This is a genomic window from Streptomyces sp. NBC_00414, assembly GCF_036038375.1.
GTDB lineage: Bacteria > Actinomycetota > Actinomycetes > Streptomycetales > Streptomycetaceae > Streptomyces.
Window position 1 is genome coordinate 2,592,286 of the sequence record NZ_CP107935.1, and the last position, 25,751, is coordinate 2,618,036.

Here is a 25,751-nt window from a genome sequence, read left to right on the forward strand (position 1 = left end):
CCCGCACCCGCACCCCGCAAGCTCACTGCCGCAGCAGCACCCCCAACGGCGCCCCGGCCAACTCCCGCACCTCCCGCGCCAGATGAGCCTGGTCCGCGAACCCTGCAACCACCGCGACCTCCGCCGCGGCGGCCCCACCCCGCACCAACGCCAACGCCCGCTGCAGGCGAAGAACACGAGCGAGCATCTTCGGCCCGTACCCGAATGCGACCAACGCCCGCCGGTGCAACTGCCGTTCGCCCCAGCCCACCTCCTCCGCGGTCGAGGCGACAGCCGCCCCCGCGGACAGCGCCGCGACAACGGCCCGCAGCCGCGGATCGGGCGGCTCGGCGTCGGCCGCCCGCCGCACGGCCACCGCCTCCAGCGCCGCGGCGGGATCGCCCGCCGCGTCGACCCGCTCGGTCAGCCGCCGCACCGCACCCCCGCCCCACAGATCCGCGAGGTCGACGCGCCGGTCGCGCAGTTCATGGGCGGGTACACCGAGATAGGAGGGCGCGGTTCCGGGAAAGAAGCGGACGCCCGCGTACCGCGTCACCCCTCCGGGCCCGTCGGCCTCACTCACGTACGCACGGGTGTCGGGGCCCGCGACGAACAGCCGGCCCTCGGTCCACAACAGGTCCATGCATCCGTCGGGCAGGACCGGCGCGGAGTCCCCCGGCACGGCGGTACGGGTCCACACGACCGCACCGGCCAGCCGCGACGCCCGCTCCCGGTACGGCGCCTGCGACGACTCGGCGTACGGCTCGGCCACAGTCAGAAGGGTACGCCGATCGCAGGCCGGCCCGCCCGCGTACGGTGCTCCTGCGGACTGACCCCGTACACCCGTTTGAAGGCGCTGGACAGGGCGAACGCGCTGCCGTAGCCGACCTGGCGGGCGATCGCCTCCAGGGTGTCGCCGGTGTCGCGCAGTCGGTCCGCGGCGAGGGCGAGGCGCCAGCCGGTCAGGTACGTCATCGGGGGCTCGCCGACGAGTTCGCTGAAGCGGCGGGCGAGCGCGGCCCGCGAGACACCGGCCTTCGTGGCGAGGGAGGCGACCGTCCAGGGGTGCGCGGGGTCGTCCTGCACGAGCCGCAGCGCCCGGCCGACGACCGGGTCGGCCAGCGCCCGGTACCAGGTGGGCGCCTCGGCCTCCGGACGGGAGAACCAGGCCCGCAGCGCGGCGATGACCAGCAGGTCGAGCAGCCGGTCGAGGACGACCTCCTGGCCGGGCTCGTCGCGCACGATCTCCTCGGTGAGCAGCGGGGTCAGCGGGCACTCCCACACGTCGGAGGTCAGCGTCAGCACCGGCGGCAGCGCGTCGAGCAGCCGCCCGCCGGCCTCGCCCTGCACCGGGTACGTACCGATCAGCATCACCATGGAACCGTCGAGGCGCTGCCCCCAGGTGCGGACGCCGAGGTCCATGTGACCGCGCATCGAGCGCCCGTCGGGGTAGGTGCACTCCTGGCCCGGCAGGATCACCGCGATCGGCGGCGTCGCGGGGTCGTCGGCGCAGGTGTACGGGTCGGGGCCGCGCGCGATGGCGAGGTCGCCGGCCCGCAGCAGCACGGGCTCGCCCGCGTCGGGGGTGATCCAGGACTCGCCGCGGATCATCAGCATGACGGTGAGGGGGGCGCGGTCCTCGATCCGAAGGGACCAGGGCGGTTCGAAGCACGCCCGGATCATGAAGGCGCCACGCGCCCGTGGACCCTCCAGAAGGCCTGCGAGTGCGTCCATGGCCCCAGAGTAGACGCGCGATTATGGGAACGAGAGGTTCAGCGATGTTCCCTTGCGGCGTGCGGTCGTTGACTGGGCCCATGACGGAGAACACGGGCAACGGGACGGTGTTGGTGACGGGCGCCTCGGGGAAGACCGGGCGCCAGGTGGCGGAGGCCGCGAAGGCCGCGGGCTTCCGCGTACGGGCCGCTTCGCGCGGTGGTGAGACGCGCTTCGACTGGTACGACCCCTCGACGTGGGACGAGGCGCTGCGCGGAGCCGACGCGGCGTATCTGGCGTACGCGCCGGACGTCGGTGCGCCGGGCGCGGCCGAGAACGTCGCCGCGTTCGCCCGGCGGGCCCAGGACCTCGGCGTACGCCGGCTGGTGCTGTTGTCCGCGCGCGGGGAGCGTCAGGCGGAGCCGACCGAGCGGGCGCTGCGCGACTCGGGAGCCGAGTGGACCGTGGTGCAGGCCGACTGGTTCTTCCAGAACTTCAGCGAGGGTCTGCTCTTCGAGGGGGTGCGCGGCGGGGAGTTCGTGTTCCCGGCGGGCGAGGTGCCGGTGCCGTTCCTCGACGCGCGCGACCTCGCGGAGGTCGTGGTGAAGGCGCTGACGGACTCCTCGTACGTGGGCCGGACGCTGGAGATCACGGGGGCGCGGCTGCTGTCGTTCCGGGAGGCCATGGCAGAGATCTCCGCGGCGGCGGGCCGGGAGATCCGGTACGTGCCGGTGCCGACGAAGGAGTACGGCGCGATCCTGGCCGGGTTCGGGCTGCCCGCCGAGGAGGTCGCGTTCATGGAGGAGGTCTTCGACGGGCTGCTCGACGGCCACAACGCGAGGGCCACCGACGTCGTGGAGCAGGTTCTGGGCCGTGCGCCGCGCGACTTCGCGGACTTCGCGAGGGAGCACGCGGCGGACGGGGTGTGGAAGGTCTGAACCCCCAGGAGTCCCGGGATCCACCGGAGTCCCCGGATCCACCGGAGCCACCGGAGCCACCGGATCTCCCGGATCTCCCGGATCTCCCGGATCTCCCGGATCCAGCGGTCCCCCTGGCGCCCCCGTCGTGGTCATCGCGGCGGGGGTGTCCGTCACTGCGGCGGCGGAGGTGCCTCGTCGCCGTTCTTGGGGGTCGTCTTGGCGTGGGTCCGCAGCCGGGAGGTCACGTCCTCCGGGGGCAGGAAGCGGGACCAGCGCTCCGGGAACTCGGACGGCATGTCCGGGTCGTCGGGGTCGTCGTAGCCGTCCTCGGCCCGGGCGGCGCGGGCCGCGGCCGCGCGGGCCACGAGGTCGGCGGCCTGCTCGGCGCGCAGCCGCTCGTTGACGGCGCGGGCGGCCGCGGTGGCGGCGGCGGGCCAGACGCGGTCGATGGCCGCGTTGACGGCGGCGCCCACGAGCACGGCGAAGGCGGCGACACCGATCCACAGGAGGACGGCGACGGGCGCGGCCAGGGAGCCGTAGATCGTGGGGCCCTCGACGGTGTTCGTCAGGTAGATGCGCAGCAGGAGGCTGCCCAGCACCCACATGGTGAGCGCGACGAGGGCGCCGGGCACGTCCTCGATCCACGGTGAACGCACCGGTACTGACACGTGGTACAGCGTCGTCAGGAAGACGATGGACAGGACGATGACGACAGGCCAGTAGAGCACCTGGACGACGGTCGTCGACCAGGGCACGACGTTCACCACGGCGTCCGGGCCCGCGACCATCAGCGGCAGGGCGACCGAGCCGATGAGCAGGGCCACGAGGAAGAGCAGGAAGGCCATCAGCCGGGTCCTGACGATGCCGCGCACCCCGTCGAGGCCGTACATCACGGTGATGGTGTCGATGAAGACGTTCACCGCGCGCGAGCCGGACCACAGGGCGAACAGGAAGCCCAGGGAGATGACGTCGGGCCGGCCGCCCTCCATCACGTCGTGCAGGAGCGGTTCGGCGATCTGGGCGACGCCCTTGTCGGTGAGGACCGTGCGGGAGGCCTCCAGGAGGCTGGTCTCCACGCTGGCGATGGTGTCGGCGCCCGTCCAGTCGTCGACGTAGCCGAGCAGGCCGATCATGCTCAGCAGCAGGGGCGGCACGGACAGCAGCGTGAAGAACGCCGCCTCCGCCGCGAGTCCGAGGATCCGGTACTCGATGCACGAGTTCACGGTGTCCTTGAGCAGCAGCCAGGCGGTCCTGCGCTTGGAGACGTTCCGATAGAGGGCACGCGCCCGGTGGAGACGACCGGACGTCCTCTGAGGGGGTTCACTTGCTGGCTGCACGCCCTAAAGGTATCCGCCGCGCGGGGTCCCACTCATCCCCCGGTGCCACGGACCGGAGCCGGTGTGGCGGGAGCGGCGCACGCGGCCCGGTGGCAGGACGGTGCTGATCCGGTTCCGTCACACGACGGAAAAGCGGCAGCAATTTCGCGGTAATCGTAAAGGTAAATCGAACCCTTTTTCTGTCATGCCCGCGTGGCTGAATCGCCCGCCTCCCAGAAGTGGAACACGCAACAACACATGCACTGTCCACGGGTGAGTTCCCCGGTGGCACGGACGGACGAGATCATTCAGGTGACCGGCCGTTGAAGCATCGAACAGCGAGAAAGCGCCACAGTCCGAAACGCCCTTGACCCGTTCATGAGCCCGCCGAAACAATTCGGATTGCATTGTGCTGGGCACGTGGGGACGGCTCAGTAGCACCACGACACGGGGGACTCAGAAGGGCCCGGAGGAGGGCCGAAACAGCCGCGTTACCCGTGATCCGCGTGGAAACCACGCGGATCATGCCGTGCTGCACCGCACCCTTTTTCCACGCGGCCACTTCACACACTCACCGAACCGCCTCTTCTCGCATGCCCTCTCGCAACCATGTGCCCATTCAGTCCCAGGAGCACAACACCGAGCACATGACTTCCTCGCGGAACACATCTTGCGCGAGAAACAACTCTATCTGCCGGCACACCGGAGTCACACAGGAATCACCGTGGTTCACCCAGACATCTTTCGTCACCAATTCAGGTGCGCAATGAAACTGCGGGCGTGAATCCTTCGTATTCCCCTCCGAAGAGCCAAACACTCCGAACAGTCCACAAGTAGCCGTAATCGCCAGCAAGGAGATCAAGTGGTGGGAAATCCCACTGAGGTCACGACCGTCGCCCCGGCGCCGTCGCCGACCACCCGCGCCCCGGTGAACGGGATCGAACCTGTCCTCGCGGAGGTGCTCGCCGGTGTCGTACGCGCCGAGCAGGTCCCCGTCGACAGCCACTTCTTCGACGACCTCGGTGCCAACTCCCTGGTGATGGCACACTTCTGCGCCCGGGTCAGGAAGCACCCCGACCTGCCGGCCGTGTCGATGCGTGACGTGTACGGGCACCCGACGATCCGCGGCCTGGCGGCGGCGCTCGCCGAGGTCCCGGCCGAGGAGCCCGCACCGCCGGCGGAACCGGCCGCGCCGCCCGCGCGGGGCAGCAGCGCGCGGTACGCCCTGTGCGGGGCACTGCAGTTCCTGGCCTTCGCGGTGTACTGCCTGCTCTCCGGGCTCGTCACCGCCCAGGGGTACGACTGGGTGTCCGCCGGGGACGGCATCGTGGACGTCTATCTGCGGTCGGCCGTCTTCGGAGGCGCCGTCCTCCTCGGCCTGTGCACGATTCCGGTGGTGGCCAAGTGGGTGCTGGTCGGCCGCTGGAAGGAGACCGAGTTCCCGGTCTGGAGCCTGGCCTACCTGCGTTTTTGGACCGTCAAGGTGCTGCTGCACGCGAACCCGATGGTCCTGTTCGCCGGCAACCCGCTCTACGTGCTCTACCTGCGGGCCCTGGGCGCGCGGATCGGCAAGAACGTCACGATCCTCTCCCACGCGGTACCGGTCTGCACCGACCTGTTCACCGTCGGCGCGAACACCGTCATCCGCAAGGACTCGCACTTCCTCTGCTACCAGGCGCACGCCGGGCGCATCCGCACCGGCCGGGTCACGCTGGGCCAGGACGTGTTCGTCGGCGAGAACACCGTCCTCGACATCGGTACCGCCATGGGCGACGGGTCCCAGCTCGGCCACGCGTCGGCGCTGTACGACGGCGCGCAGGTGCCGGCCGGCCAGCACTGGCACGGCTCCCCCGCCCAGCGCACGGACGTGGACTACGTACGGGTCGCCCCGGCGGAGTGCCGCACCGCGCGCCGGGTGGGCTACGGCCTGGCCACCGTGTTCCAGACGCTCCTGGTCACCATGCCGCTCCTCGTCGGGGGCACGTACATGCTGCTGACGGTGGCGCCCTCGCTGGACGTGCTGCTGAACACGGAGGCGCAGCACATCACCTCGGGACGGTTCTACGCCGAGGCGTTCGCCCTGTCCGTCGGGCTCTTCGTGGGCTTCATCGCGGTCGGCTTCACCGTCGTGACCGTGATCCCGCGGCTGCTGAACCGGTTCCTGGAGCCGGACCGGGTCTACCCGCTCTACGGCTTCCACTACTCGGTGCAGCGGGCCGTCGCACGGCTGACCAACGTGAAGTTCTTCAAGTGGCTGTGCGGGGACAGCTCGTACATCGTCCACTACCTGCGGGCCATCGGGTACGACCTGTCGCACGTCGAGCAGACCGGTTCCAACTTCGGCACGGGGGTGGCGCACGAGACGCCGTTCCTGGCCACCGTGGGCCGCGGCACGATGGTCGCCGACGGGCTGTCCATCATGAACGCCGAGTTCTCGGGCTCGTCGTTCCGGGTCTCGCGCGCGACGATCGGGCCGAACAGCTTCCTGGGCAACCACATCGCCTACCCGGTGGGTGGCCGCACGGGCGAGAACGTCCTGCTCGCGACGAAGGTCATGGTCCCGCTCGACGGCGAGGTCCGCGAAGGGGTCGGACTGCTGGGCTCGCCGCCCTTCGAGATCCCGCGGACCGTGGAGCGCGACACCCGCTTCGACCACCTGCGCGAGGGCGACGAGCTGCACCGCCGCCTCGCCGCGAAGAACGGCCACAACCTGCGCACCATGGGCCTGTTCCTGTTCCTGCGCTGGTTCGACTGGTTCGTCCTCACCGTCCTCGGCTTCGCCGCCTTCGACCTGTACGGGGAGTACGGCACCGTCGGCGGCCTGCTGATCGGGGCGTCCCTGATGGTCGGCCTCGCGTTCACCACCTGCTACTACGCGCTGGTGGAGCGGATCATTCTGCGGTTCCGTCCGCTTCAGCCGCGGCTGCACTCCATCTACGACCCGCTCTTCTGGCAGCACGAGCGGCTGTGGAAGGTCCCCGACACGCACTTCGCGATCTTCAACGGCACTCCGTTCAAGAGCCTGCTCTGGCGGCTGCTGGGGGTCCGTGTCGGCCGTCGGGTCTTCGACGACGGGGCCTACATCACCGAACGCACACTCACCGCCATCGGGGACGACTGCACCCTCGGCGCGCACAGCAAGATCCAGTCGCACTCGCAGGAGGACGGCACCTTCAAGTCCGACCACATCGAGATCGGGGACGGCGTCACGCTCGGCGTCGGCGCTCTCGTCCACTACGGCGCGTCTGTGGGGGACGCCGCCGTACTCGCCGCCGACTCCTTCCTGATGAAGGGCGAGGAGGTACCGCCGGGGGCGCACTGGGGCGGGAACCCGGCGGCAGCGCAGCGGCGCGCCTGACGGCGCCGCACGCACCACAGCACTTACGGAACACAGGGGGGAACAGACCATGGACACGATCCCGAGGTGGACGCTCGACCCGGTCCCGGGCACGGCGGTGTACGAAGTCCCGCTGCCCGAGGGCACGGTGGTGGAGCCGTCCGCGCTCCTGGCCGCGCACGCCAAGGTTCTCGCGGCGCTGTCCGGTGAGCGCGAGGTCGTCACCGGCCACGTCGCGGCGAAGGGCGCGGCACCGCGGCCGCGCCGGCTGACCGTCGGCTCCGGCACCTGGCGCGACCTGGTGGCACAGGCCGGCCCGGCGGTCCGGGAGGCCGCCGACGAAACGGCCGGGGAGCCGCCCGTGCGGGAGGCGGGCGGCGACCCGGTCCCCTTCGCGGCCGTGCTCGACCCGCACGGCGGCGATGTCGCCGAGGCCGCCCAGGACACCGCCGGCACCGTGCTGCACGTGAGCGTGGCGGACCACACCCTGAGGCTGCGCTATCGCACCGACGTCCTGGACGCCGGGGCCGCCGCCCGCGTCGCCGGCTACCACCTGACCGCACTGCGGCTGCTGGCCGCCGACCCGGACGCCGAGCACGACCGGCACGGCCTCCTGGGCGACGACGAACTCCGGTTCCAGCTCGACGGGCTGGCCGGGCCGCACCGCGAACTGCCGGACCGCCGCGTGCACGAGCTGTTCGAGGAGCGGGTGGCCGCGCATCCGGACGCCGTCGCCGCCGTCCAGGGGGACGAGGAGTGGACGTACCGCGAGCTGAACGCGCGGGCCAACCGGATCGGCCGGGCGCTGCTCGCCCGCGGGCTGCGGCCCGAGGGGGTCGTCGCGGTCGTCATGGAACGCGATCTGGACTGGATGGCCGGTGTCCTCGCCGTCCTCAAGGCGGGCGGCGTCTATCTGCCCGTCGAGCCGCACTTCCCGGCCGGCCGCATCGAGAAGACGCTCAGGCGCGCCGGCTGCGAACTGGTCCTGACCGAGCACGGCAGCACCGCCACCCTGGAGGGGGCCGACACCGGCGCCCGCACGCTGCGTGTCGAGGAGGCCTACGCGGAGGACCACTCCGACGGCGACCTCGGTGTCGCGGTCGCCGCGGACCAGCTCGCCTACGTCTACTTCACGTCCGGTTCCACCGGTGAGCCCAAGGGCGCGATGTGCGAGCACGCGGGCTTCGTCAACCACGTCCTCGCCAAGATCGACGACCTGGGGGTCGGCGAGGGGCAGGTCGTCGCGCAGACGGCGCCCCAGTGCTTCGACATCTCACTGTGGCAGCTGGTCTCCGCGCTGCTGGTCGGCGGGCGGACCCTGCTGGTCGCCCAGGAGGTGATCCTGGACGTCCCGCGGTTCGTGGACACGATCGCGGAGGGTGGGGTCAATGTCCTCCAGGTCGTCCCGTCGTATCTCGAAGCGGTGCTGGGCGAGTTGGAACAGCGGCCGCGCGAACTGCCCGGCCTGCACTGCGTGTCGGTCACCGGGGAGGCCGTGAGGAAGGAGCTCGTACAGCGCTGGTTCGCGGCCGAGCCGGGTATCCGCCTCGCGAACGCGTACGGGCTGACCGAGACCTCCGACGACACCAACCACGAGGTCATGTCGCGGGTGCCGGACGAGGACCGGGTCCCGCTCGGCCGGCCGGTCGCCAACGTGCGCGTGTACGTCGTCGACGAACACCTGATGCCCGTGCCGCTCGGCGCGCCCGGCGAGATCGTCTTCTCCGGGGTCTGTGTCGGCCGCGGATACGTCAACGACCCCGAGCGCACGAAGACCGCGTTCATGGACGACCCGCACCGGCCGGGCGAGCGGCTCTACCGCAGCGGGGACCACGGCCGGTGGCTGCCCGACGGAAAGCTGGAGTTCCTGGGCCGCCGGGACAGCCAGGTGAAGATCCGCGGCTTCCGCATCGAGATCGGCGAGATCGAGAACGCCCTGCTGCGGGTGCCCGGCGTCCGGGACGGCGCCGTGGTCGTCGCGGGCGGCACCCGGCTGGTGGCGTTCTGCGCCGGACCCGAGCCCCTCGACCCGGGGCCCGTGCTGGAACGGCTGGCCCGGTCGCTTCCCGCGTACATGGTGCCGTCGGCCGTCCACCGGCGCGAGCAGCTGCCGCTGACCGCCAACGGCAAGATCGACCGCAAGACGCTGACCGCGCTCGCCGAGGACCTCGGCTCCGCCGACAGCGGTGCGGACGACCGGGACGGCGCACACGCGCCGGGCACACCGGGCGAGCGGCGCCTGGCCGCGGCCTGGGCCGAGGTGCTGGGCATCCCGCAGGACCGGATCGGCCGCCTCGACCACTTCTTCGAGCGCGGCGGCACCTCCCTGGCGGCGGTGAAGCTGGCGGTCGCCCTGGACCGGGCGATCACCCTCAGGGACGTCACCCGCCTCCCGGTCCTCGCCGATCTGGCGGGACTGCTCGACGCCCCGGCGGCCCGGGAGGCGTCGTGAACCGCGCCGGGGGCCGGGGCCGGAACCCGGCACGACAGCCGACCGAAGACCACACGTACGTGCGCGCACAACCCGAACGGCGCGAGACCGAAAGGAACCACACGATGTCCTCGACACCGACGCTGCTGCCCGACGTCGACCTGCGCCCCGGCAGCCCTCCGATCCTGCGCACCGACGTGGCGGGGGACACGGCGGGCTGGGCGGCGGTGCACCGCGACGCGCTGCGCGCCGTGGTCGCCGAGCACGGCAGCGTCCTGGTCCGCGGCCTGGGTCTGAGCGACCCGGACACGACCGCGGACGTCTTCGGGCGGCTGGCCGGCGGCCTGATGCCCGACCGGGAGTCCTTCGCACCCCGGCGGACCTACGCGGACGGCGTGTACTCGTCCTCCAAGTGGCCGCCCAACCAGCAGATGTGCATGCACCACGAGCTGAGTTACGCGCTGGAGTTCCCCGGTCTGATGCTGTTCGCGTGCCTCGACGCGCCGGCCGAGGGCGGAGCCACCGCGGTCGCCGACGCGCCCACCGTGCTCGACGCGCTGCCCGCCGGTCTCGCCGAACGGTTCGCCCGGGAGGGCTGGCTGCTCACGCGCACGTACAACGACGAGATCGGGGCGACACTCACCGAGGCCTTCGGCACCGAGGACCGCGGCGCCGTCGAGCGCTACTGCCGGTCCCACGCGATCGAGTTCGCCTGGCAGGGCGACGGCTCCCTGCACACCCGCCAGCGCCGCGCCGCGGTGGTCCGGCACCCCGTCACCGGGCGGCTCTGCTGGTTCAACCAGATCGCCTTCCTCAACGAGTGGACGATGGACCCCGAGGTGCGCGAGTACCTGGTGGACGTCTACGGCCCCGACGGACTGCCCTTCAACACCCGCTACGGCAACGGCGATCCGATCGGCGAGGACGTCGTCCGGCAGATCAACGAGGTGTACGAGGCGCACACCGCCCGCGAGCCGTGGCGCTCCGGCGACCTGATGATCGTCGACAACATCCGCACCGCGCACAGCAGGGAGCCCTTCGAGGGCCCGCGCGAGGTGCTCGCCGCACTGGCCGACCCGGTCCGGCTGACCGACTCCACGCCCACCACCGAAGTGAGGACCGCATGACCGGCACGGACCGGGCGGCACAGACCGCCGAGGCGCCCGCGACGCTCACCGCTCCCCCGTTCTCCGTCGTCTCCGGCACCCAGGTCCAACAGGCCCTGGAGGGACGGGAGTCCCAGATCGTGGATCTCGTCGAGACGGTGTACCGGCTGCACGGGGCGGGCGACTCGGTGAACCCGCCGTCATACTTCCTGCGCTTCCCGGACCGCCCGTCGTCCCGGATCATCGCGCTGCCGGCGTCGATCGGCGGGGACGTCCGGGTGGACGGCCTGAAGTGGATCTCCAGCTTCCCCGGGAACACGGCGTCAGGACTGCCGCGCGCCTCGGCCGTGCTGATCCTCAACGACCACGACACGGGCTATCCGTTCGCCTGCCTGGAGAGCTCGATCATCAGCGCGGTCCGGACGGCGGCCTCGGCGGCCCTCGCGGCCGACCGGCTCAGCCGCGGCCGCACCCGGCCCGCGCGTGTCGGGTTCGTCGGCACGGGCCTGATCGCCCGCTACATCCACACCTATCTGGCCGCCACCGGCTGGTCGTTCGAGGAGACCGGGGTGTACGACCTCTCCGCGGACAGCGCGGCGGGTTTCAGCGGCTATCTGGAACGGTCCGGCGCCAAGGGCCGGACCACCGTGCACGACAGCGCCGAGTCGCTGGTCCGCTCCAGCGATCTGCTGGTCTTCGCGACCGTCGCGGGCGCGCCGCACATCCACGAACCCGCCTGGTTCGACCACGCCCCGCTGGTGCTGCACGTGTCGCTGCGCGACCTCGCACCCGAGATCCTGCTCGCCTCGGCCAACTTCGTGGACGACATCGAGCACTGCCTGAAGGCGGAGACCTCTCCGCACCTGGCCGAACGCCTGACCGGCGGCCGGGACTTCATCGACGGCACGTTGGACGACGTGCTGTCCGGGCGGGTGACCGTACCGGCCGACCGGACGGCCGTCTTCTCGCCCTTCGGCCTCGGGGTCCTCGACCTCGCGGTCGGCAAGTTCGTCCACGACGAGGTGGCCCGGCGGGGCGAGCCGCACGTCGTGGACGGCTTCTTCCACGAACTGCGCCGGCACGGCTGACCGGCGGGCGCCGTGCCGCACGGGACGTGGGCACGGCGCCGCACGAAGGCCGCATGAATGAGGGGGACTCATGCCTGTCATTTCCGATCCTTCGGAATTCAACGAGAACGAGCTGTACGTCGACCTGCGGGCGACGATGGGGCTGCCGCTCTTCCTGAAGTGCGAGGGGTTCAATTTCGCGGGGTCGATCAAGATGAAGGCGGCCACCGAGATGGTGGACGCCGCCGAACGCAGCGGCGCTCTGCGACCCGGCTCCGTCCTGGTCGAGTCGTCGTCCGGGAACCTGGGCGTGGCACTGAGCGTGATCGCCGCGAGCCGTGGCTACGGGTTCCGGTGCGTGACCGACGCGCGCTGCAACCCGGCGACCCGGCGGATGATGGAAGCTCTGGGCAGCGTGGTCCACGTCATCGAAGAACCCGCTCTGCACGGCGGTTTCCTGGGCGCCCGGATCGCGTACGTACGGGCGCTGTGCGCCTCGGACGACCGGTACGTCTGGCTCAACCAGTACGCCAACGAGGCCAACTGGCGTGCGCACTACCGCACCACGGCGCCGGCCATCGCCCGCCGCTTCCCGGACCTGGACGTGCTGTTCGTCGGGGCCGGTACGACCGGCACCCTGATGGGCTGCGCGCGCTGGTTCTGGCAGTGGCGGCGCCGGGTGCGGATCGTCGCGGTGGACACCGTCGGCTCGGTGACCTTCGGCGGGCCCGCGCGGCCCCGGATGATTCCGGGCCTCGGCATGGGCGTACGTCCGCCCCTGCTCGACGCGTCGTACGTGGACGACGTGGTGCATGTGGAGGAGTCGGACACCGTCCGTGTCTGCCGCCGGCTGGCCGCACGGGGATTCCTGTTCGGCGGCTCCACCGGCACGGTGGTGAGCGGGGCGACCACCTGGATGGACCTGAACGGGGCGCGGGACCTCACGTCGGTGGCGATCGCCCCCGACCTCGGCGAGCGCTACCTGGACACCGTCCACAGCCCGAGCTGGTCGGTGGGCTCGCGCGAAGGGGACACCCTCGGCTCCGGCGACCTGGCCACGCTGTCCCGTCCGGCCTGACCGGACGGAGGCGTTCCGGTGTACGGGGAGGTGCGGCGGGAGTTTGGTGACGATCGCCGCACCACGGGTAGGTTCGCACTCATGGCAGCCCGCACCCACACCGTGACCAACCAGGCTCCGCCGCTGGTCGCGTACGACCTCTTCAACGCAGACCGGGCCCTGGTGGAGGCGGTCGACCGGCACCTCGATCCCGCGCTGCTCGACGAGGCGCACGGCGAACTGTCGGCACTCGGGGTCACCTCCGGCTCCTCGCAGGTCCAGAAGTGGGGAACGCTGGCCAACGAGAACCCGCCGAAGCTGCACACCCACGACCGCTACGGCGAGCGCCTCGACGACGTCGAGTTCCATCCGTCCTGGCACCGGCTGCTCGGCAAGGGCGTCTCGGCGGGACTGACGGCGGCCTGGTCGCGGCCCGGCGGGCATGTCCGGCGCGCGGCCGGCTTCCTGGTCTGGAGCCAGGTCGAGGCGGGCAACGGCTGCCCGCTGTCGATGACCCACGCGGCGGTGCCCGCGCTGCGCACCGACCCGGCGCTCGCCGCCGAATGGGAGCCCCGGCTCACCTCGACCATCTACGACCAGGACCTGCGCCCGGCCGCCCGGAAGGCCGGTGCCCTGTTCGGGATGGGCATGACGGAGAAGCAGGGCGGCAGCGACGTACGCGCGAACACGACGGCCGCGCGGCCGCTCGCCGAGGACGGGACGTACGAGCTGACGGGCCACAAGTGGTTCTGCTCGGCGCCGATGTCGGACGGCTTCCTGGTGCTGGCGCAGGCGGGGCCCACCGGCGGACCCGGCGAACGAGGCGGGCAGGACGCGCTCACCTGCTTCCTGGTGCCGCGCGTGCTGGCCGACGGCACCCGGAACGTGTTCATGATCCAGCGGCTCAAGGACAAGCTGGGCAACCGGTCGAACGCCTCGGCCGAGGTCGAGTTCGACGGGACCTGGGCGCGCCGGGTGGGCGAAGAGGGGCGCGGGGTGCGCACCATCATCGGGATGGTCGCGGCGACCCGGCTGGACTGCGTGCTCGGTTCGGCGGGTCTGATGCGGCAGGCCGTCGCGCAGGCCGTGCACCACTGCACCTACCGCGAGGCGTTCGGCGGCAGGCTGGTCGACAAGCCGCTGATGCGCAACGTGCTGGCGGACCTGGCCCTGGAGTCCGAGGCGGCGACGACCCTCGCGCTGCGTCTGGCCGCCGCGTACGACGACGGCGGTGAGCAGGAGCGGGCCTTCCTGCGGCTCGCGGTGCCGGCGGCCAAGTACTTGGTGACCAAGCGGTGCACCCCGGTCGTGGCGGAGGCCCTGGAGTGCCTGGGCGGCAACGGGTACGTGGAGGAGTCCGGCATGCCGCGGCTGCTGCGCGAGTCACCGCTCAACTCGATCTGGGAGGGCGCGGGCAACGTCCAGGCGCTCGACGTGCTGCGGGCGCTGCAGCGGGAGCCGGCGGCCCTGAACGCGTATCTGCAGGAGGTCGGTCTGGCGCGCGGCGCCGATCACCGGCTGGACGGCGCGATCAAGAACCTGCTGACCGAACTCGCCGATCTGAGCGGCGTCGAGGGGCGTGCCCGCCGCGTCGTCGAGCGGATCGCCGTGGTGCTGCAGGGTTCGCTGCTGGTGCGCTTCGCGCCGCCGGAGGTCGCGGACGCGTTCTGCGCGTCACGGCTGGGCGGGGACTGGGGATCGTCGCTGGGGACGCTGCCGCACACCCTCGACCTGGCGTCGGTGGTGGAGCGGGCACGCCCCGTCTCCTGAACCGACTCCAGACCCGACTCCCGGCCGCCTCCCGGTGGTTCTCCGCCACGGGGGTGGTACCGCGCCGACACGGCACCACCCCCGTGCGTCGTAAAGTTTCAGCCGCGCACCAGGAGTCGCACCAGGGTTGCAGAGGGTTGCAACCTCTCCTCACCCTGCCCTTACCCTGCATGGGATCTCCGCCGTCCGCTCAGGCTCTTCGGGAGGACACAGTGGCGCACTCGCCATCGGATGTGGCACGGCTGACGGCCGTGGACACGGCGCGGGCGGCGCGCGTACTCGACGAGGTGCGCGACGCCACGCTGTCCGGGCAGCCGGGACCGCTCGATCCGCGGCCGGTCATCGGGGAGTCCTGGACGCGCATGCTGCGCGGCGGCGTCGACCCCGACCACGACTTCCGCGCCGGGCTGCTCGACCACGAGGAGATCGAACGGCGGCGACGGGACTCCCCGCTGCGGCACGTCCTTCCGGTGCTGCGCCAGGGGCTGTTGTCGGTCGCGGACATCACCCACCACATCATGGTCGTGGCGGACGGCGAGGGCCGGCTGCTGTGGCGCGAGGGCAGCCGGCCCGTGCTGCGCAGGGCCGACGGCTTCGGTTTCGAACTCGGCGCGGACTGGGGCGAGAACGTCGTCGGCACGAACGGCATCGGCACCCCCGCGGTCGTCCGCCGCCCCGTCCAGGTCTTCGCCGCCGAACACTTCGTACGCACGCACGCCACCTGGACCTGCACGGGCGCACCGATCACCGATCCGCGCGACGGCCGGCTGATCGGGGTCGTGGACATCAGCGGACCGTGGGAGTCGATGCACCCGTCGTCCCTCGCGTGGGTCGACTCGGTGGCCAAGCTCGCCGAGGCGCGGCTGCGGGAGCGGCATCTCGCCTCGCTGGACCGGCTGCGCTCGGTGGCCGCGCCGGTCCTCGCCCGGATCACCGGCCGGGCCCTCGCCGTGGACCGGGACGGCTGGACCGCGGCGGTCACCGGCATGCCGCACCTGGACCGGGTCGCGCTGCCCGCCGTGCTCGGCACCGACCGGATCCGGCTGCCCTCGCTCGGCCTGTGCTCGGTGGAGCCGTTGCCCGGTGGCTGGCTGGTGCGCGTCTCGGACGAGCGCTGCGCGCCGCGCGGGGCCACCCGGATCGAGCTGGACCTGGGGCAGCCGCGCCGCTGGTCGGTGACCGTGGCGGACGGAGCGGGCACCTGGAGCCACGAACTGAGTCCCCGCCACACGGAGTTGCTGTACCTGCTCGCGCTGCACCGCACCGGGCGCAGCGCCGCCGACCTGGCCGACGACGTGTTCGGCGACCCGGGCCGCACGGTGACCGTGCGGGCCGAGATGTCGCGGGTGCGCCGGTATCTGGGGTCCGTCCTGGAACACCGGCCGTACCGTTTCCCCGAGGATGCCGAGGTACAGGTGGTCCTCCCCGAGAACCCGCTCGACCTGCTGCCGCACTCGACGGCGCCGGGGGTGCTCCGTTCGCGCGTCCTCCCACCCCGGGAGTCATGGGCGCAATCCCGACCTATTACAGGGTATTCGGCCTAGCTCGCCACCCTCTGCCGTACCATCCAACGCACGGCCCCCCACATCCGTCTCCTCCGGCCCAACCGCCGGAGCGCCCGAGGCAGTTGGCCGCCGACGGGAGGACCTATGACATATCGAGGCAGACACCGCCGCCGGCAGAAGGGGCGTGTCCTGCGGGCCGCCCTCTCCGGGACCGCCCTCGCCCTCACCGCCGCCGCCACCATCATCACCACCTCGCAGGCCGCCGGCAGCGACAACCCCGGTCCCCTCACGAAGCTCACCTCGTCGTCCGAGATCGGCAAGCTCCAGCTGCACGAGAACCTGGTCGCCGAGTCGACGCTCGACACCCTGCAGAGCGGAATGGGCGGGACCGTGGGGGTCGACTCCGTCCTCAGGAGCGCCAACCACTCGATGCGCAACAAGGCCGACTGCGCCGCCACCGAGTCGGCGGCCCTGCCGGTCGAGCCCACCGCCGCCCGCGCGTACTGCTGGGACAGCGGGGACGCCACGACCCAGAAGTGGCTGCCGCAGTCCGTCACCACCTCCGGGGACGCCGACGACGACGGCAGGTGGGGCTCCGACCGGGTCATCCTGGCGGGCTGGACGCACAACGACCACAAGGCGGGCGAGCCCGCGGACGACAAGGGCCTGGCCCGGGTCGCGTTCATCGACGCGAACGACCCCAAGAACCTCAAGTACCGCTGGGTCCTGCTGGTCGCCCCGCTCTCCGGCGGCAAGGACTTCGGCGCCGTCCGCTCCCACGTCGGCGGCATGGTCTGGTACCAGGACAAGCTGATCGTCACCGCGAAGAACGGCGCCGACCACGACAACGCCCTGTTCGTCTTCGACATGAACCGCATCCTGCGGGCCGACGTGAACAGCGACGAGGTGGGCAAGGTGAGCGACGGCTGGTCGGCGCGCGGCTACCAGTACGTGCTGCCGGCCATCGGCTCGTACAACCTCACCGGCGGGGCGTGCAGCGCGAGCAACAACAACGCGCGCCCCTGTTTCGCGTCGGTCTCCCTGGACCGCACCTCGACACCGGACAGCCTGGTCGCGAACGAGTGGTTCAGCTCCGGCGGTACCGAACCGGCCCGCGTGTGGCGCTACCACTACAGCACCGCGAGCGACCGCACGGGCCTGCTCGGCAGCAACGGGAGCGGCATCGTGAACGCCGACGAGGCGTTCGAGACCGAGGCCGTGGGGCTGCAGGGCGTCCTCTCGCACAAACCGAGCGGGGCGGACAAGGCCGACTGGTACACCGGCTACGCCCCGGGCAGCCGCGACAGACACGGCACGCTCTGGCGCCAGAACGAGAGCACCGCGAAGGCCGCGCAGTGCGGCGACGGCGGAACGTCGTACGCCTGCTGGGGCCGGCACACCGAGTCCCTGTCGTACTGGCAGGAGACCGGCGAGCTGTGGACGCTCACCGAGTGGGCCGCGAACAAGGACAACGACTGGGAGCCACCGGTGATCCCGGAGCGGGTGCTGTACGCGGTCCCGCTGTCGGCGGTCGACGACTCCGTGCAGTGAGCCGCGGCCCTACGCCGTGATCCACCCGGCACCGCGCCGGGGGCCGACAGCCGGTGTTCCGCGGAGGCGGTCCCGCTTTGGAGGAGAGCCCGCCTCCGTGGTTCGCTGACCCGCATGAGCATCGCTGTGACCACCTGGTCCCTGGAGCAGACCTCCCCGGCCGACCTGCTGCCCGCCGCCGCCCCCGACGGTGACGTCCGGATCGTCCGCGCCGAGGTGCCCTCCCCCGAGTTCAGCCGCTTCCTGTACGCCTCCGTCGGCGGCGACATCCGCTGGACGGACCGGCTCGGCTGGACGTACGCGCGGTGGCGGGAGGACCTGGAGCGGCCGGGCGTGGAGACCTGGGTCGCGTACGACCGCGGGACGCCCGCCGGGTACGTACAGCTGGAGGCGCAGGACGACGGCGCCGTGGAGATCGTCTACTTCGGCCTGATCCCTGCCTTCCGCGGCCGGCGCATCGGCGGACACCTCCTCTCGTACGGCGTCGCGCGGGCCTGGGACCTGGCCGACCGCCTGCCGGGGCGGGCGCGGACGAAGCGCGTCTGGTTGCATACATGCAGCAAGGACGGCGAGCACGCGATGGACAACTACCGGCGCCGTGGCTTCAAGCTCTTCGACACCAAGGTGGAGGAGGAGCCGGACGTGGCCACCCCCGGACCCTGGCCGGGGGCACAGGTCGGCTGACCTGGCAGGATGTGATCCGGTCCGGATCTTGTGACTGTCACCACCCGCGTCTCATGTATCGGGACAAGGGTGTCCGCATCCTGGACGAAGCTGGACTGTGTCCAGATCGCCGTGACACGCTTCCGTCATGTCTGGAACTGGAATTGCCTTGGTGAGTCGGCGGCACGTCGACCTCGGCCGCATGTCCAGCGCCATCTGTCCGGTCCGCTGACACACGGCACCAGGGGCTTGCGGCCCCGGGCCCAGCACCACCGACATTCCCCCTGTCTCGACTTGCGCAATGCCGCGCACGCATGCCCGTGTGCACCCATGCGCGCAGGTCAGAGCCGCATCCGCCTGTCCCGGAGGACGTAGAACCATGGCCGCCACCCCGCAGGATCCCGCTGCCGCAACGCCCCGCCGCAAGGTGAGCCGTCACCGCGGTGAGGGTCAGTGGGCCGTAGGTCACTACACCCCGCTCAACGGCAACGAGCAGTTCAAGAAGGACGACGACGGTCTCAACGTGCGGACACGCATTGAGACGGTCTACTCGAAGCGTGGCTTCGACTCGATCGACCCCAACGACCTGCGCGGCCGTATGCGCTGGTGGGGGCTCTACACCCAGCGCAAGCCCGGGATCGACGGCGGCAAGACCGCGGTCCTGGAGCCGGAGGAGCTGGACGACAAGTACTTCATGCTGCGGGTGCGGATCGACGGCGGACGCCTCACCACCCAGCAGCTGCGGGTCATCGGCGAGATCTCGCAGGAGTTCGCGCGCGGGACCGCCGACCTCACCGACCGGCAGAACGTCCAGTACCACTGGATCCGCATCGAGGACGTCCCGGAGATCTGGGAGCGCCTGGAGGCCGTGGGGCTGTCCACGACCGAGGCCTGCGGTGACACGCCCCGTGTGATCCTCGGCTCGCCCGTCGCCGGCATCGCCGAGGACGAGATCATCGACGGCACGCCCGCCATCGAGGAGATCCACCGCCGGGTCATCGGCAACAAGGACTTCTCGAATTTGCCCCGCAAGTTCAAGACCGCGATCTCCGGCTCGCCGCTCCTGGACGTGGCGCACGAGATCAACGACGTCGCGTTCGTCGGCGTGAACCACCCGGAGCACGGTCCCGGCTTCGACCTCTGGGTCGGCGGCGGCCTCTCCACCAACCCGAAGATCGGCCAGCGCCTCGGCGCCTGGGTCCCGCTCGACGAGGTCGCCGACGTCCACATCGGCGTCCTGTCGATCTTCCGCGACTACGGCTACCGGCGTCTGCGCACCCGCGCCCGGCTGAAGTTCCTGGTCGCCGACTGGGGTGTCGAGAAGTTCCGCCAGGTCCTGGAGGACGAGTACCTGCAGCGCAAGCTGGTCGACGGCCCGGCCCCCGACCAGCCGCTCGCCCGCTGGCGCGACCACGTCGGCGTGCACCGGCAGCAGGACGGCCGCCACTACGTCGGCTTCGCCCCGCGCGTGGGCCGCGTGGACGGCGCCACCCTCACGAAGATCGCCGAGCTGGCCGAGGCGCACGGCTCCGGCCGCCTGCGGACCACCGTCGAGCAGAAGATGATCGTGCTCGACGTCGAGCAGGACCGGATCGACTCCCTGGTGGCGGGCCTTGAGGCGCTCGACCTGCGGGTCAGGCCGTCCACCTTCCGGCGCGGCACGATGGCCTGCACCGGCATCGAGTACTGCAAGCTCGCGATCGTCGAGACCAAGGCCCGCGGTGCCTCGCTGATCGACGAACTCGAACGCCGCATGCCCGAGTTCGACGAGCCCGTCACCATCAACATCAACGGCTGCCCGAACGCCTGCGCCCGTATCCAGGTCGCGGACATCGGTCTCAAGGGCCAGTTGATGCTCGACGACAAGGGCGACCAGGTCGAGGGTTACCAGGTGCACCTGGGCGGGGCGCTCGGACTCGAAGCCGGCTTCGGCCGCAAGGTCCGTGGCCTGAAGGTCACCGCGGAGGAACTGCCCGACTACGTCGAGCGGGTCCTCAAGCGCTTCGAGGAGGAGCGCGAGGACGGCGAGCGCTTCGCGACCTGGGCCACCCGCGCCTCCGAGGAGGCGCTGTCATGAGCGAGCGCGCGGCGCCCTTCTACTGCCCCTACTGCGGCGACGAGGACCTGCGTCCGAGCGAGCAGGGTCACGGCGCCTGGGAATGCGGAGCGTGCAATCGAGCCTTCCAGTTGAAGTTCCTCGGGTTGCTGACCCGTGGACTTCAGCGCAACGACGGTGGAGGGGACGAGATATGACGACCGTTCAGACCGATACCGGCACACCGACCGAGACCGACGCACCGAACGAGATCGACACACAGACGGACACCGAGCGGGACGCCGAGCTCAGGGCGCTCGCCGAACAGGCCGGCCGCGACCTGGAGGACGCCTCCGCGCTGGAGATCCTCCAGTGGGCCGTGCGGACCTTCGGCAAGCAGTTCTGCGTGACCTCCTCGATGGAGGACGCGGTGGTCGCCCACCTCGCGTCGCGCGCGAACCCCGGCGTGGACGTCGTGTTCCTCGACACGGGCTACCACTTCCCCGAGACCATCGGCACCCGGGACGCGGTCGAGGCCGTGATGGACGTCAACGTCATCACGCTCACCCCGCGGCAGACCGTGGCCGAGCAGGACGCCGAGTACGGGCCGAAGCTGCACGACCGCGACCCCGACCTGTGCTGCGCGCTGCGGAAGGTCGCGCCGCTTGAGCAGGGGCTGACGAAGTACCGCGCCTGGGCCACCGGCCTGCGCCGCGACGAGTCCCCCACCCGGGCCAACACGCCCGTCGTCGGCTGGGACGAGAAGCGCCGCAAGGTCAAGATCTCGCCGATCGCCCGCTGGACCCAGGACGACGTGGACGCGTACGTGAGCGAACACGGTGTCCTCACCAACCCGCTGCTCATGGACGGCTACCCCTCCGTGGGCTGCGCCCCCTGCACCCGCCGGGTGCTGGAGGGCGAGGACGCGCGCGCCGGCCGCTGGTCGGGCAGCTCGAAGACCGAGTGCGGGCTGCACGGCTGACATGACCGAGACCTCGACGCACCCGACGACCGCGACGGCCGTGCCCGCCACGGCGTCCGCGGCCGGCTCGACGACTTCGATGAACCAGGAGAACCAAGTGACCGGAGCCACCATCTGGCTCACGGGTCTGCCAAGCGCCGGCAAGACCACCATCGCGTACGAACTGGCCGGACGGCTGCGCGAGGAGGGCCACCGCGTCGAGGTGCTCGACGGCGACGAGATCCGTACGTTCCTGACGGCGGGCCTCGGCTTCAGCCGCGAGGACCGGCACACGAACGTTCAGCGCATCGGCTTCCTCGCCGACCTGCTGGCCCGCAACGGCGTCAAGACGCTGGTGCCGGTCATCGCCCCGTACGCCGACAGCCGCGAGGCGGTGCGCAAGCGCCATCAGGCGAGCGGTGCCGCGTACCTGGAGGTGCATGTCGCGACGCCGGTCGAGGTGTGCAGCGAGCGGGACGTGAAGGGCCTGTACGCCAAGCAGGCGGCGGGCGAGATCTCCGGGCTCACCGGGGTCGACGACCCGTACGAGGCGCCCGAGTCGCCCGATCTGCGCATCGAGTCGCACACCCAGTCCGTGCAGGAGTCCGCGGCAGCGCTCCACGCACTGCTCGCCGAGAGGGGTCTCGCATGACGACCGTCGCCGGCGTCTCCGAGGAGGAGACAGACAGCCCGTACGCCTTGAGCCACCTGGACGCCCTGGAGTCCGAGGCGGTGCACATCTTCCGCGAGGTGGCGGGCGAGTTCGAACGGCCGGTGGTCCTCTTCTCCGGCGGCAAGGACTCCATCGTCATGCTCCACCTGGCACTGAAGGCCTTCGCGCCCGCCGCGGTGCCGTTCTCACTGCTGCATGTGGACACGGGACACAACTTCCCCGAGGTCCTCGAATACCGCGACCGCACGGTCAAGAAGCACGGCCTGCGGCTGCACGTGGCCTCCGTACAGGACTACATCGACCGCGGCACGCTCAAGGAGCGCCCGGACGGCACCCGCAATCCGCTGCAGACCCTGCCGCTGACCGAGAAGATCCAGGCCGAGCGCTTCGACGCGGTCTTCGGCGGCGGACGCCGCGACGAGGAGAAGGCCCGCGCCAAGGAACGCGTCTTCTCCCTGCGCGACGAGTTCTCCCAGTGGGACCCCCGCCGCCAGCGCCCCGAACTGTGGAACCTCTACAACGGACGCCACGCCGCCGGCGAACACGTCCGCGTCTTCCCGCTGTCCAACTGGACCGAGCTGGACGTGTGGCAGTACATCGCCCGCGAGGGCATCGAACTGCCCGAGATCTACTTCGCCCACGAACGCGACGTCTTCCAGCGGGCCGGCATGTGGCTGACCGCGGGCGAATGGGGCGGCCCCAAGGACGGCGAGACCGTGGAGACGCGCCTCGTGCGCTACCGGACCGTCGGCGACATGTCCTGCACCGGCGCCGTCGACTCCGACGCCACCACCCTGGACGCCGTGATCACCGAGATCGCCGCCTCCCGGCTCACCGAGCGGGGCGCCACCCGCGCCGACGACAAGATGTCCGAGGCCGCGATGGAAGACCGCAAGCGCGAGGGGTACTTCTAGCCATGACCAGCACCATCGAGCCCACCGAGCCCGTCGAGCCGCTGTCGGTCGAGCAGTTGTCCGGGACGACCCTGCTCCGGTTCGCGACCGCGGGTTCCGTCGACGACGGCAAGTCCACCCTCGTCGGCCGCCTGCTCCACGACTCCAAGTCGGTCCTCACCGACCAGCTCGAAGCCGTCGAGCACGCCTCGCGCAACCGCGGCCAGGACACCCCCGACCTCGCCCTCCTCACCGACGGCCTGCGCGCCGAACGCGAACAGGGCATCACCATCGACGTCGCCTACCGGTACTTCGCCACGGCGAAGAGGCGGTTCATCCTCGCCGACACCCCGGGGCATGTGCAGTACACCCGCAACATGGTGACGGGGGCGTCCACCGCCGAGCTGACGGTGGTCCTCGTCGACGCCCGCAACGGCGTCGTCGAACAGACCCGCCGGCACGCCGCCATCGCCGCCCTGCTGCGCGTCCCGCACGTCGTGCTCGCCGTCAACAAGATGGACCTCGTCGACTACCAGGAGCCCGTGTTCGCCGCGATCGCCGAGGAGTTCACGGCGTACGCGTCCGAACTGGGCGTTCCCGAGATCACCGCGATCCCCATCTCCGCGCTCGCCGGGGACAACGTGGTGGACCCGTCCGCGAACATGGACTGGTACGGCGGGCCCACCTTCCTGGAACACCTGGAGAACCTGCCGGTCAGCCACGACCTCGCGACCTGCCACGCGCGGCTGCCCGTGCAGTACGTGATCCGCCCGCAGACCGCCGAGCACCCGGACTACCGCGGGTACGCCGGTCAGATCGCGGCCGGGGCCTTCCGGGTCGGCGAGCAGATCACCGTGCTGCCCTCCGGACGCACCTCGCGGATCGCCTCCATCGACCTGCTGGGCGAGCAGGTCGACCTGGCCTGGACGACGCAGTCGGTGACGGTCCTCCTGGAGGACGACGTCGACATCTCGCGCGGCGACCTGATCGTGCCGACCAAGGACGCGCCCGCGACCACGCAGGACATCGAGGCGACGGTCTGCCATGTCGCCGACGCGCCGCTGACCATCGGCCACCGCGTGCTGCTCAAGCACGGCACCCGCACGGTCAAGGCGATCGTCAAGGACATCCCGTCGCGGCTCACCCTCGACGACCTGTCCCTGCACCCGCACCCGGGCCACCTGGTCGCCAACGACATCGGCCGCGTGAAGATCCGTACCGCCGAGCCGCTGCCGGTGGACTCGTACGCCGACTCCCGGCGCACCGGCTCGTTCATCCTGATCGACCCCTCCGACGGCACCACGCTCACCGCGGGCATGGTCGGCGAGTCCTTCGCCTCCCCGGAGCCGGTCAGGTCCGAGGCGGACGAGGACGGGTGGGACTTCTGACATGACGGCCACCAGGGACTTCTACTCCACGTTCGCGAAGGAGGGCGGCCGCGTCGGCAGCGGCGCCCTCGGCAGCGGGCAGGGCGGAGTCGCGCGATGTGCGTGCTGACGTACGCGCACTGCCTGCGCGCCCCGTCCCCCCGCCCGCCGTCGCGGATACGACGAAGACCTGCCGACCTCCCGGCCACGACCTGAAGAACCGTGACCGCCGGGCCAACGAGAGGAAACCCTCCCGTGCCTGCCAAGGGCTCCACACTGCTTCGCCGCGGCATAGCCGTGGCCGCCGCTCTTCCCCTCCTCACCCTCGCCGCCTGCGGCTACGGCTCCGACAAGGACGAGGACACCTCGAAGGTCGCCGCCGAGGGCAAGAAGCTCTCCGCCGACACCGTCCGGATCGGCTACTTCCCGAACCTGACGCACGCCACCGCTCTCGTGGGTGACCAGGAGGGGCTGCTGCAGAAGGAGCTCGGGGGCACGAAGGCCTCGTACTCCCAGTTCAACGCCGGCCCGTCCGAGATCGAGGCGCTCAACTCCGGTTCGATCGACATCGGCTGGATCGGCCCCTCCCCCGCCATCAACGGCTACAGCACGACCGACGGCAAGGGTCTGCGGATCATCGGCGGCTCCGCGTCCGGCGGGGTGAAGCTGGTGGTGAACCCCAAGAAGATCAAGTCCCTGAAGGACGTCAAGGGCAAGAAGATCGCGACCCCGCAGCTGGGCAACACGCAGGACGTGGCGTTCCTCAACTGGATCGCCGAGCAGGGCTGGAAGGTGAACGCCCAGAGCGGCAAGGGCGACGTCTCCGTGGTCCGCACGGACAACAAGATCACCCCTGACGCCTACAAGTCGGGCTCCATCGACGGCGCGTGGGTGCCTGAGCCGACCGCGTCGAAGCTGGTCGCCGAGGGCGGCAAGGTGCTGCTCGACGAGGCCGACCTGTGGCCGGACAAGAAGTTCGTGATCACGAACATCATCGTGTCGCAGAAGTTCCTCAAGGAGCACCCGGACGTCGTCGAGGCCGTGCTGCGCGGCTCGGTGAAGACCAACAAGTGGATCAACGCCAACCCGGACGAGGCCAAGGCCGCCGCCAACACCAAGCTCAAGGCGCTGTCCGGCAAGGAACTGCCCGCCGACGTCATCGACCCGGCGTGGAAGTCGATCCAGTTCACCGACGACCCGCTGGCCTCGACCCTCAACACCGAGGCGGAGCACGCGGTGAAGGCCGGTCTGCTGGAGAAGCCGAAGCTCGACGGCATCTACGACCTCGCCCCGCTGAACAAGGTCCTCAAGGCCGAGGGCGCGAGCGCGGTCGACGACGCCGGTCTCGGCGTCAAGTAAGCCCGGACAGCCGAGAGTCAGGCCCACACCCATGAGTTCCCAGGAGGT

At 71.1% G+C, this 25,751-nt stretch carries 21 protein-coding genes; 18 read left to right on the forward strand and 3 right to left on the reverse strand.

The genetic code is table 11. The features are described 5' to 3' along the window. Positions 1 to 22: 22 nt before the first annotated feature. Positions 23 to 751: a DUF6597 domain-containing transcriptional factor gene (locus tag OHS59_RS11095; protein WP_328493228.1), complete on the reverse strand. Its 729-nt coding sequence runs from the start codon at positions 749 to 751 to the stop codon at positions 23 to 25. Positions 752 to 753: 2 nt separating this feature from the next. Next, positions 754 to 1,713: an AraC family transcriptional regulator gene (locus OHS59_RS11100; RefSeq protein ID WP_328493229.1), complete on the reverse strand. Its 960-nt coding sequence runs from the start codon at positions 1,711 to 1,713 to the stop codon at positions 754 to 756. A gap of 80 nt (positions 1,714 to 1,793) precedes the next feature. Between OHS59_RS11100 and OHS59_RS11105 the strand changes: the two genes are divergently transcribed. Further along, complete coding sequence (locus tag OHS59_RS11105) at positions 1,794 to 2,630, forward strand: NmrA family NAD(P)-binding protein (protein ID WP_328493230.1); 837 nt, start codon at positions 1,794 to 1,796, stop codon at positions 2,628 to 2,630. A gap of 152 nt (positions 2,631 to 2,782) precedes the next feature. On the opposite strand, the gene OHS59_RS11110 is transcribed toward OHS59_RS11105, so the two are convergent. Next, the gene (locus OHS59_RS11110) at positions 2,783 to 3,949 is read right to left on the reverse strand and encodes a YihY/virulence factor BrkB family protein (RefSeq protein WP_328493231.1); all 1,167 of its coding nucleotides are present in this window, start codon (positions 3,947 to 3,949) and stop codon (positions 2,783 to 2,785) included. An 841-nt stretch (positions 3,950 to 4,790) separates the two neighbouring features. Here OHS59_RS11110 and OHS59_RS11115 point away from each other — a divergent pair. The 17 genes from OHS59_RS11115 (at position 4,791) to OHS59_RS11190 (ending at position 25,703) form a co-directional block, all read left to right on the forward strand. Continuing rightward, positions 4,791 to 7,286, forward strand: a complete 2,496-nt coding sequence (locus OHS59_RS11115; protein WP_443061423.1) for a Pls/PosA family non-ribosomal peptide synthetase — start codon at positions 4,791 to 4,793, stop codon at positions 7,284 to 7,286. 49 nt (positions 7,287 to 7,335) lie between these two features. Continuing rightward, positions 7,336 to 9,717: a non-ribosomal peptide synthetase gene (locus OHS59_RS11120; protein ID WP_328493232.1), complete on the forward strand. Its 2,382-nt coding sequence runs from the start codon at positions 7,336 to 7,338 to the stop codon at positions 9,715 to 9,717. Between the two features lie 104 nt (positions 9,718 to 9,821). Then, positions 9,822 to 10,823 carry a TauD/TfdA family dioxygenase gene (locus OHS59_RS11125; protein WP_328493233.1) on the forward strand — a complete coding sequence of 334 codons (1,002 nt, stop codon included), beginning with the start codon at positions 9,822 to 9,824 and terminating at the stop codon, positions 10,821 to 10,823. Continuing rightward, positions 10,820 to 11,890: a 2,3-diaminopropionate biosynthesis protein SbnB gene (sbnB, locus tag OHS59_RS11130; protein WP_328493234.1), complete on the forward strand. Its 1,071-nt coding sequence runs from the start codon at positions 10,820 to 10,822 to the stop codon at positions 11,888 to 11,890. The genes OHS59_RS11125 and sbnB overlap by 4 nt, the downstream gene beginning before the upstream one ends. A gap of 70 nt (positions 11,891 to 11,960) precedes the next feature. Then, entirely contained in the window at positions 11,961 to 12,947 is a 987-nt protein-coding gene (sbnA, locus tag OHS59_RS11135) for a 2,3-diaminopropionate biosynthesis protein SbnA (RefSeq protein ID WP_328493235.1), read from the forward strand. Positions 12,948 to 13,028: 81 nt separating this feature from the next. Continuing rightward, a complete protein-coding gene (locus OHS59_RS11140; RefSeq protein WP_328493236.1) occupies positions 13,029 to 14,696 on the forward strand; it encodes an acyl-CoA dehydrogenase family protein in 1,668 nt (555 codons plus the stop codon). Positions 14,697 to 14,908: 212 nt separating this feature from the next. Beyond that, a complete protein-coding gene (locus OHS59_RS11145) occupies positions 14,909 to 16,240 on the forward strand; it encodes a helix-turn-helix domain-containing protein (protein WP_328493237.1) in 1,332 nt (443 codons plus the stop codon). Positions 16,241 to 16,345: 105 nt separating this feature from the next. Then, positions 16,346 to 17,752, forward strand: coding sequence for a hypothetical protein (locus tag OHS59_RS11150; protein ID WP_328493238.1), 1,407 nt, complete (start codon positions 16,346 to 16,348; stop codon positions 17,750 to 17,752). A gap of 114 nt (positions 17,753 to 17,866) precedes the next feature. After that, positions 17,867 to 18,436 (forward strand): GNAT family N-acetyltransferase, encoded by a 570-nt coding sequence (locus tag OHS59_RS11155; protein WP_328493239.1) that lies wholly within the window; start codon positions 17,867 to 17,869, stop codon positions 18,434 to 18,436. 127 nt (positions 18,437 to 18,563) lie between these two features. Next, positions 18,564 to 18,647 carry a putative leader peptide gene (locus OHS59_RS44535; protein WP_349817346.1) on the forward strand — a complete coding sequence of 28 codons (84 nt, stop codon included), beginning with the start codon at positions 18,564 to 18,566 and terminating at the stop codon, positions 18,645 to 18,647. A 147-nt stretch (positions 18,648 to 18,794) separates the two neighbouring features. Further along, positions 18,795 to 20,492: a nitrite/sulfite reductase gene (locus tag OHS59_RS11160; protein WP_328493240.1), complete on the forward strand. Its 1,698-nt coding sequence runs from the start codon at positions 18,795 to 18,797 to the stop codon at positions 20,490 to 20,492. Next, complete coding sequence (locus OHS59_RS11165) at positions 20,489 to 20,668, forward strand: hypothetical protein (protein ID WP_107016475.1); 180 nt, start codon at positions 20,489 to 20,491, stop codon at positions 20,666 to 20,668. The genes OHS59_RS11160 and OHS59_RS11165 overlap by 4 nt, the downstream gene beginning before the upstream one ends. Next, the gene (locus tag OHS59_RS11170) at positions 20,665 to 21,432 is read left to right on the forward strand and encodes a phosphoadenylyl-sulfate reductase (RefSeq protein WP_328493241.1); all 768 of its coding nucleotides are present in this window, start codon (positions 20,665 to 20,667) and stop codon (positions 21,430 to 21,432) included. The genes OHS59_RS11165 and OHS59_RS11170 overlap by 4 nt, the downstream gene beginning before the upstream one ends. A gap of 79 nt (positions 21,433 to 21,511) precedes the next feature. Next, entirely contained in the window at positions 21,512 to 22,063 is a 552-nt protein-coding gene (cysC, locus tag OHS59_RS11175; RefSeq protein ID WP_328499166.1) for an adenylyl-sulfate kinase, read from the forward strand. Continuing rightward, positions 22,060 to 22,998 (forward strand): sulfate adenylyltransferase subunit CysD, encoded by a 939-nt coding sequence (cysD, locus tag OHS59_RS11180; protein WP_328493242.1) that lies wholly within the window; start codon positions 22,060 to 22,062, stop codon positions 22,996 to 22,998. The genes cysC and cysD overlap by 4 nt, the downstream gene beginning before the upstream one ends. 2 nt (positions 22,999 to 23,000) lie before the next feature. After that, positions 23,001 to 24,365 carry a sulfate adenylyltransferase subunit 1 gene (locus OHS59_RS11185; RefSeq protein WP_328493243.1) on the forward strand — a complete coding sequence of 455 codons (1,365 nt, stop codon included), beginning with the start codon at positions 23,001 to 23,003 and terminating at the stop codon, positions 24,363 to 24,365. A gap of 234 nt (positions 24,366 to 24,599) precedes the next feature. Continuing rightward, entirely contained in the window at positions 24,600 to 25,703 is a 1,104-nt protein-coding gene (locus OHS59_RS11190; protein WP_328493244.1) for an aliphatic sulfonate ABC transporter substrate-binding protein, read from the forward strand. Positions 25,704 to 25,751: the final 48 nt, after the last annotated feature.

What these genes read in the sequence shown, in the direction of transcription:
- sbnA (WP_328493235.1), top strand. Translation starts at nt 11,961, where the DNA reads ATGCCTGTCATTTCCGATCCTTCGGAATTCAACGAGAACGAGCTGTAC.
- OHS59_RS11140 (WP_328493236.1), top strand. Translation starts at nt 13,029, where the DNA reads ATGGCAGCCCGCACCCACACCGTGACCAACCAGGCTCCGCCGCTGGTC.
- cysC (WP_328499166.1), top strand. Translation starts at nt 21,512, where the DNA reads ATGAACCAGGAGAACCAAGTGACCGGAGCCACCATCTGGCTCACGGGT.
- OHS59_RS11150 (WP_328493238.1), top strand. Translation starts at nt 16,346, where the DNA reads ATGACATATCGAGGCAGACACCGCCGCCGGCAGAAGGGGCGTGTCCTG.
- OHS59_RS11105 (WP_328493230.1), top strand. Translation starts at nt 1,794, where the DNA reads ATGACGGAGAACACGGGCAACGGGACGGTGTTGGTGACGGGCGCCTCG.
- OHS59_RS11120 (WP_328493232.1), top strand. Translation starts at nt 7,336, where the DNA reads ATGGACACGATCCCGAGGTGGACGCTCGACCCGGTCCCGGGCACGGCG.
- OHS59_RS11185 (WP_328493243.1), top strand. Translation starts at nt 23,001, where the DNA reads ATGACCAGCACCATCGAGCCCACCGAGCCCGTCGAGCCGCTGTCGGTC.
- OHS59_RS11100 (WP_328493229.1), bottom strand. Translation starts at nt 1,713, where the DNA reads ATGGACGCACTCGCAGGCCTTCTGGAGGGTCCACGGGCGCGTGGCGCC.
- OHS59_RS11125 (WP_328493233.1), top strand. Translation starts at nt 9,822, where the DNA reads ATGTCCTCGACACCGACGCTGCTGCCCGACGTCGACCTGCGCCCCGGC.
- sbnB (WP_328493234.1), top strand. Translation starts at nt 10,820, where the DNA reads ATGACCGGCACGGACCGGGCGGCACAGACCGCCGAGGCGCCCGCGACG.
- OHS59_RS11165 (WP_107016475.1), top strand. Translation starts at nt 20,489, where the DNA reads ATGAGCGAGCGCGCGGCGCCCTTCTACTGCCCCTACTGCGGCGACGAG.
- cysD (WP_328493242.1), top strand. Translation starts at nt 22,060, where the DNA reads ATGACGACCGTCGCCGGCGTCTCCGAGGAGGAGACAGACAGCCCGTAC.
- OHS59_RS11155 (WP_328493239.1), top strand. Translation starts at nt 17,867, where the DNA reads ATGAGCATCGCTGTGACCACCTGGTCCCTGGAGCAGACCTCCCCGGCC.
- OHS59_RS44535 (WP_349817346.1), top strand. Translation starts at nt 18,564, where the DNA reads ATGTCTGGAACTGGAATTGCCTTGGTGAGTCGGCGGCACGTCGACCTC.
- OHS59_RS11170 (WP_328493241.1), top strand. Translation starts at nt 20,665, where the DNA reads ATGACGACCGTTCAGACCGATACCGGCACACCGACCGAGACCGACGCA.
- OHS59_RS11160 (WP_328493240.1), top strand. Translation starts at nt 18,795, where the DNA reads ATGGCCGCCACCCCGCAGGATCCCGCTGCCGCAACGCCCCGCCGCAAG.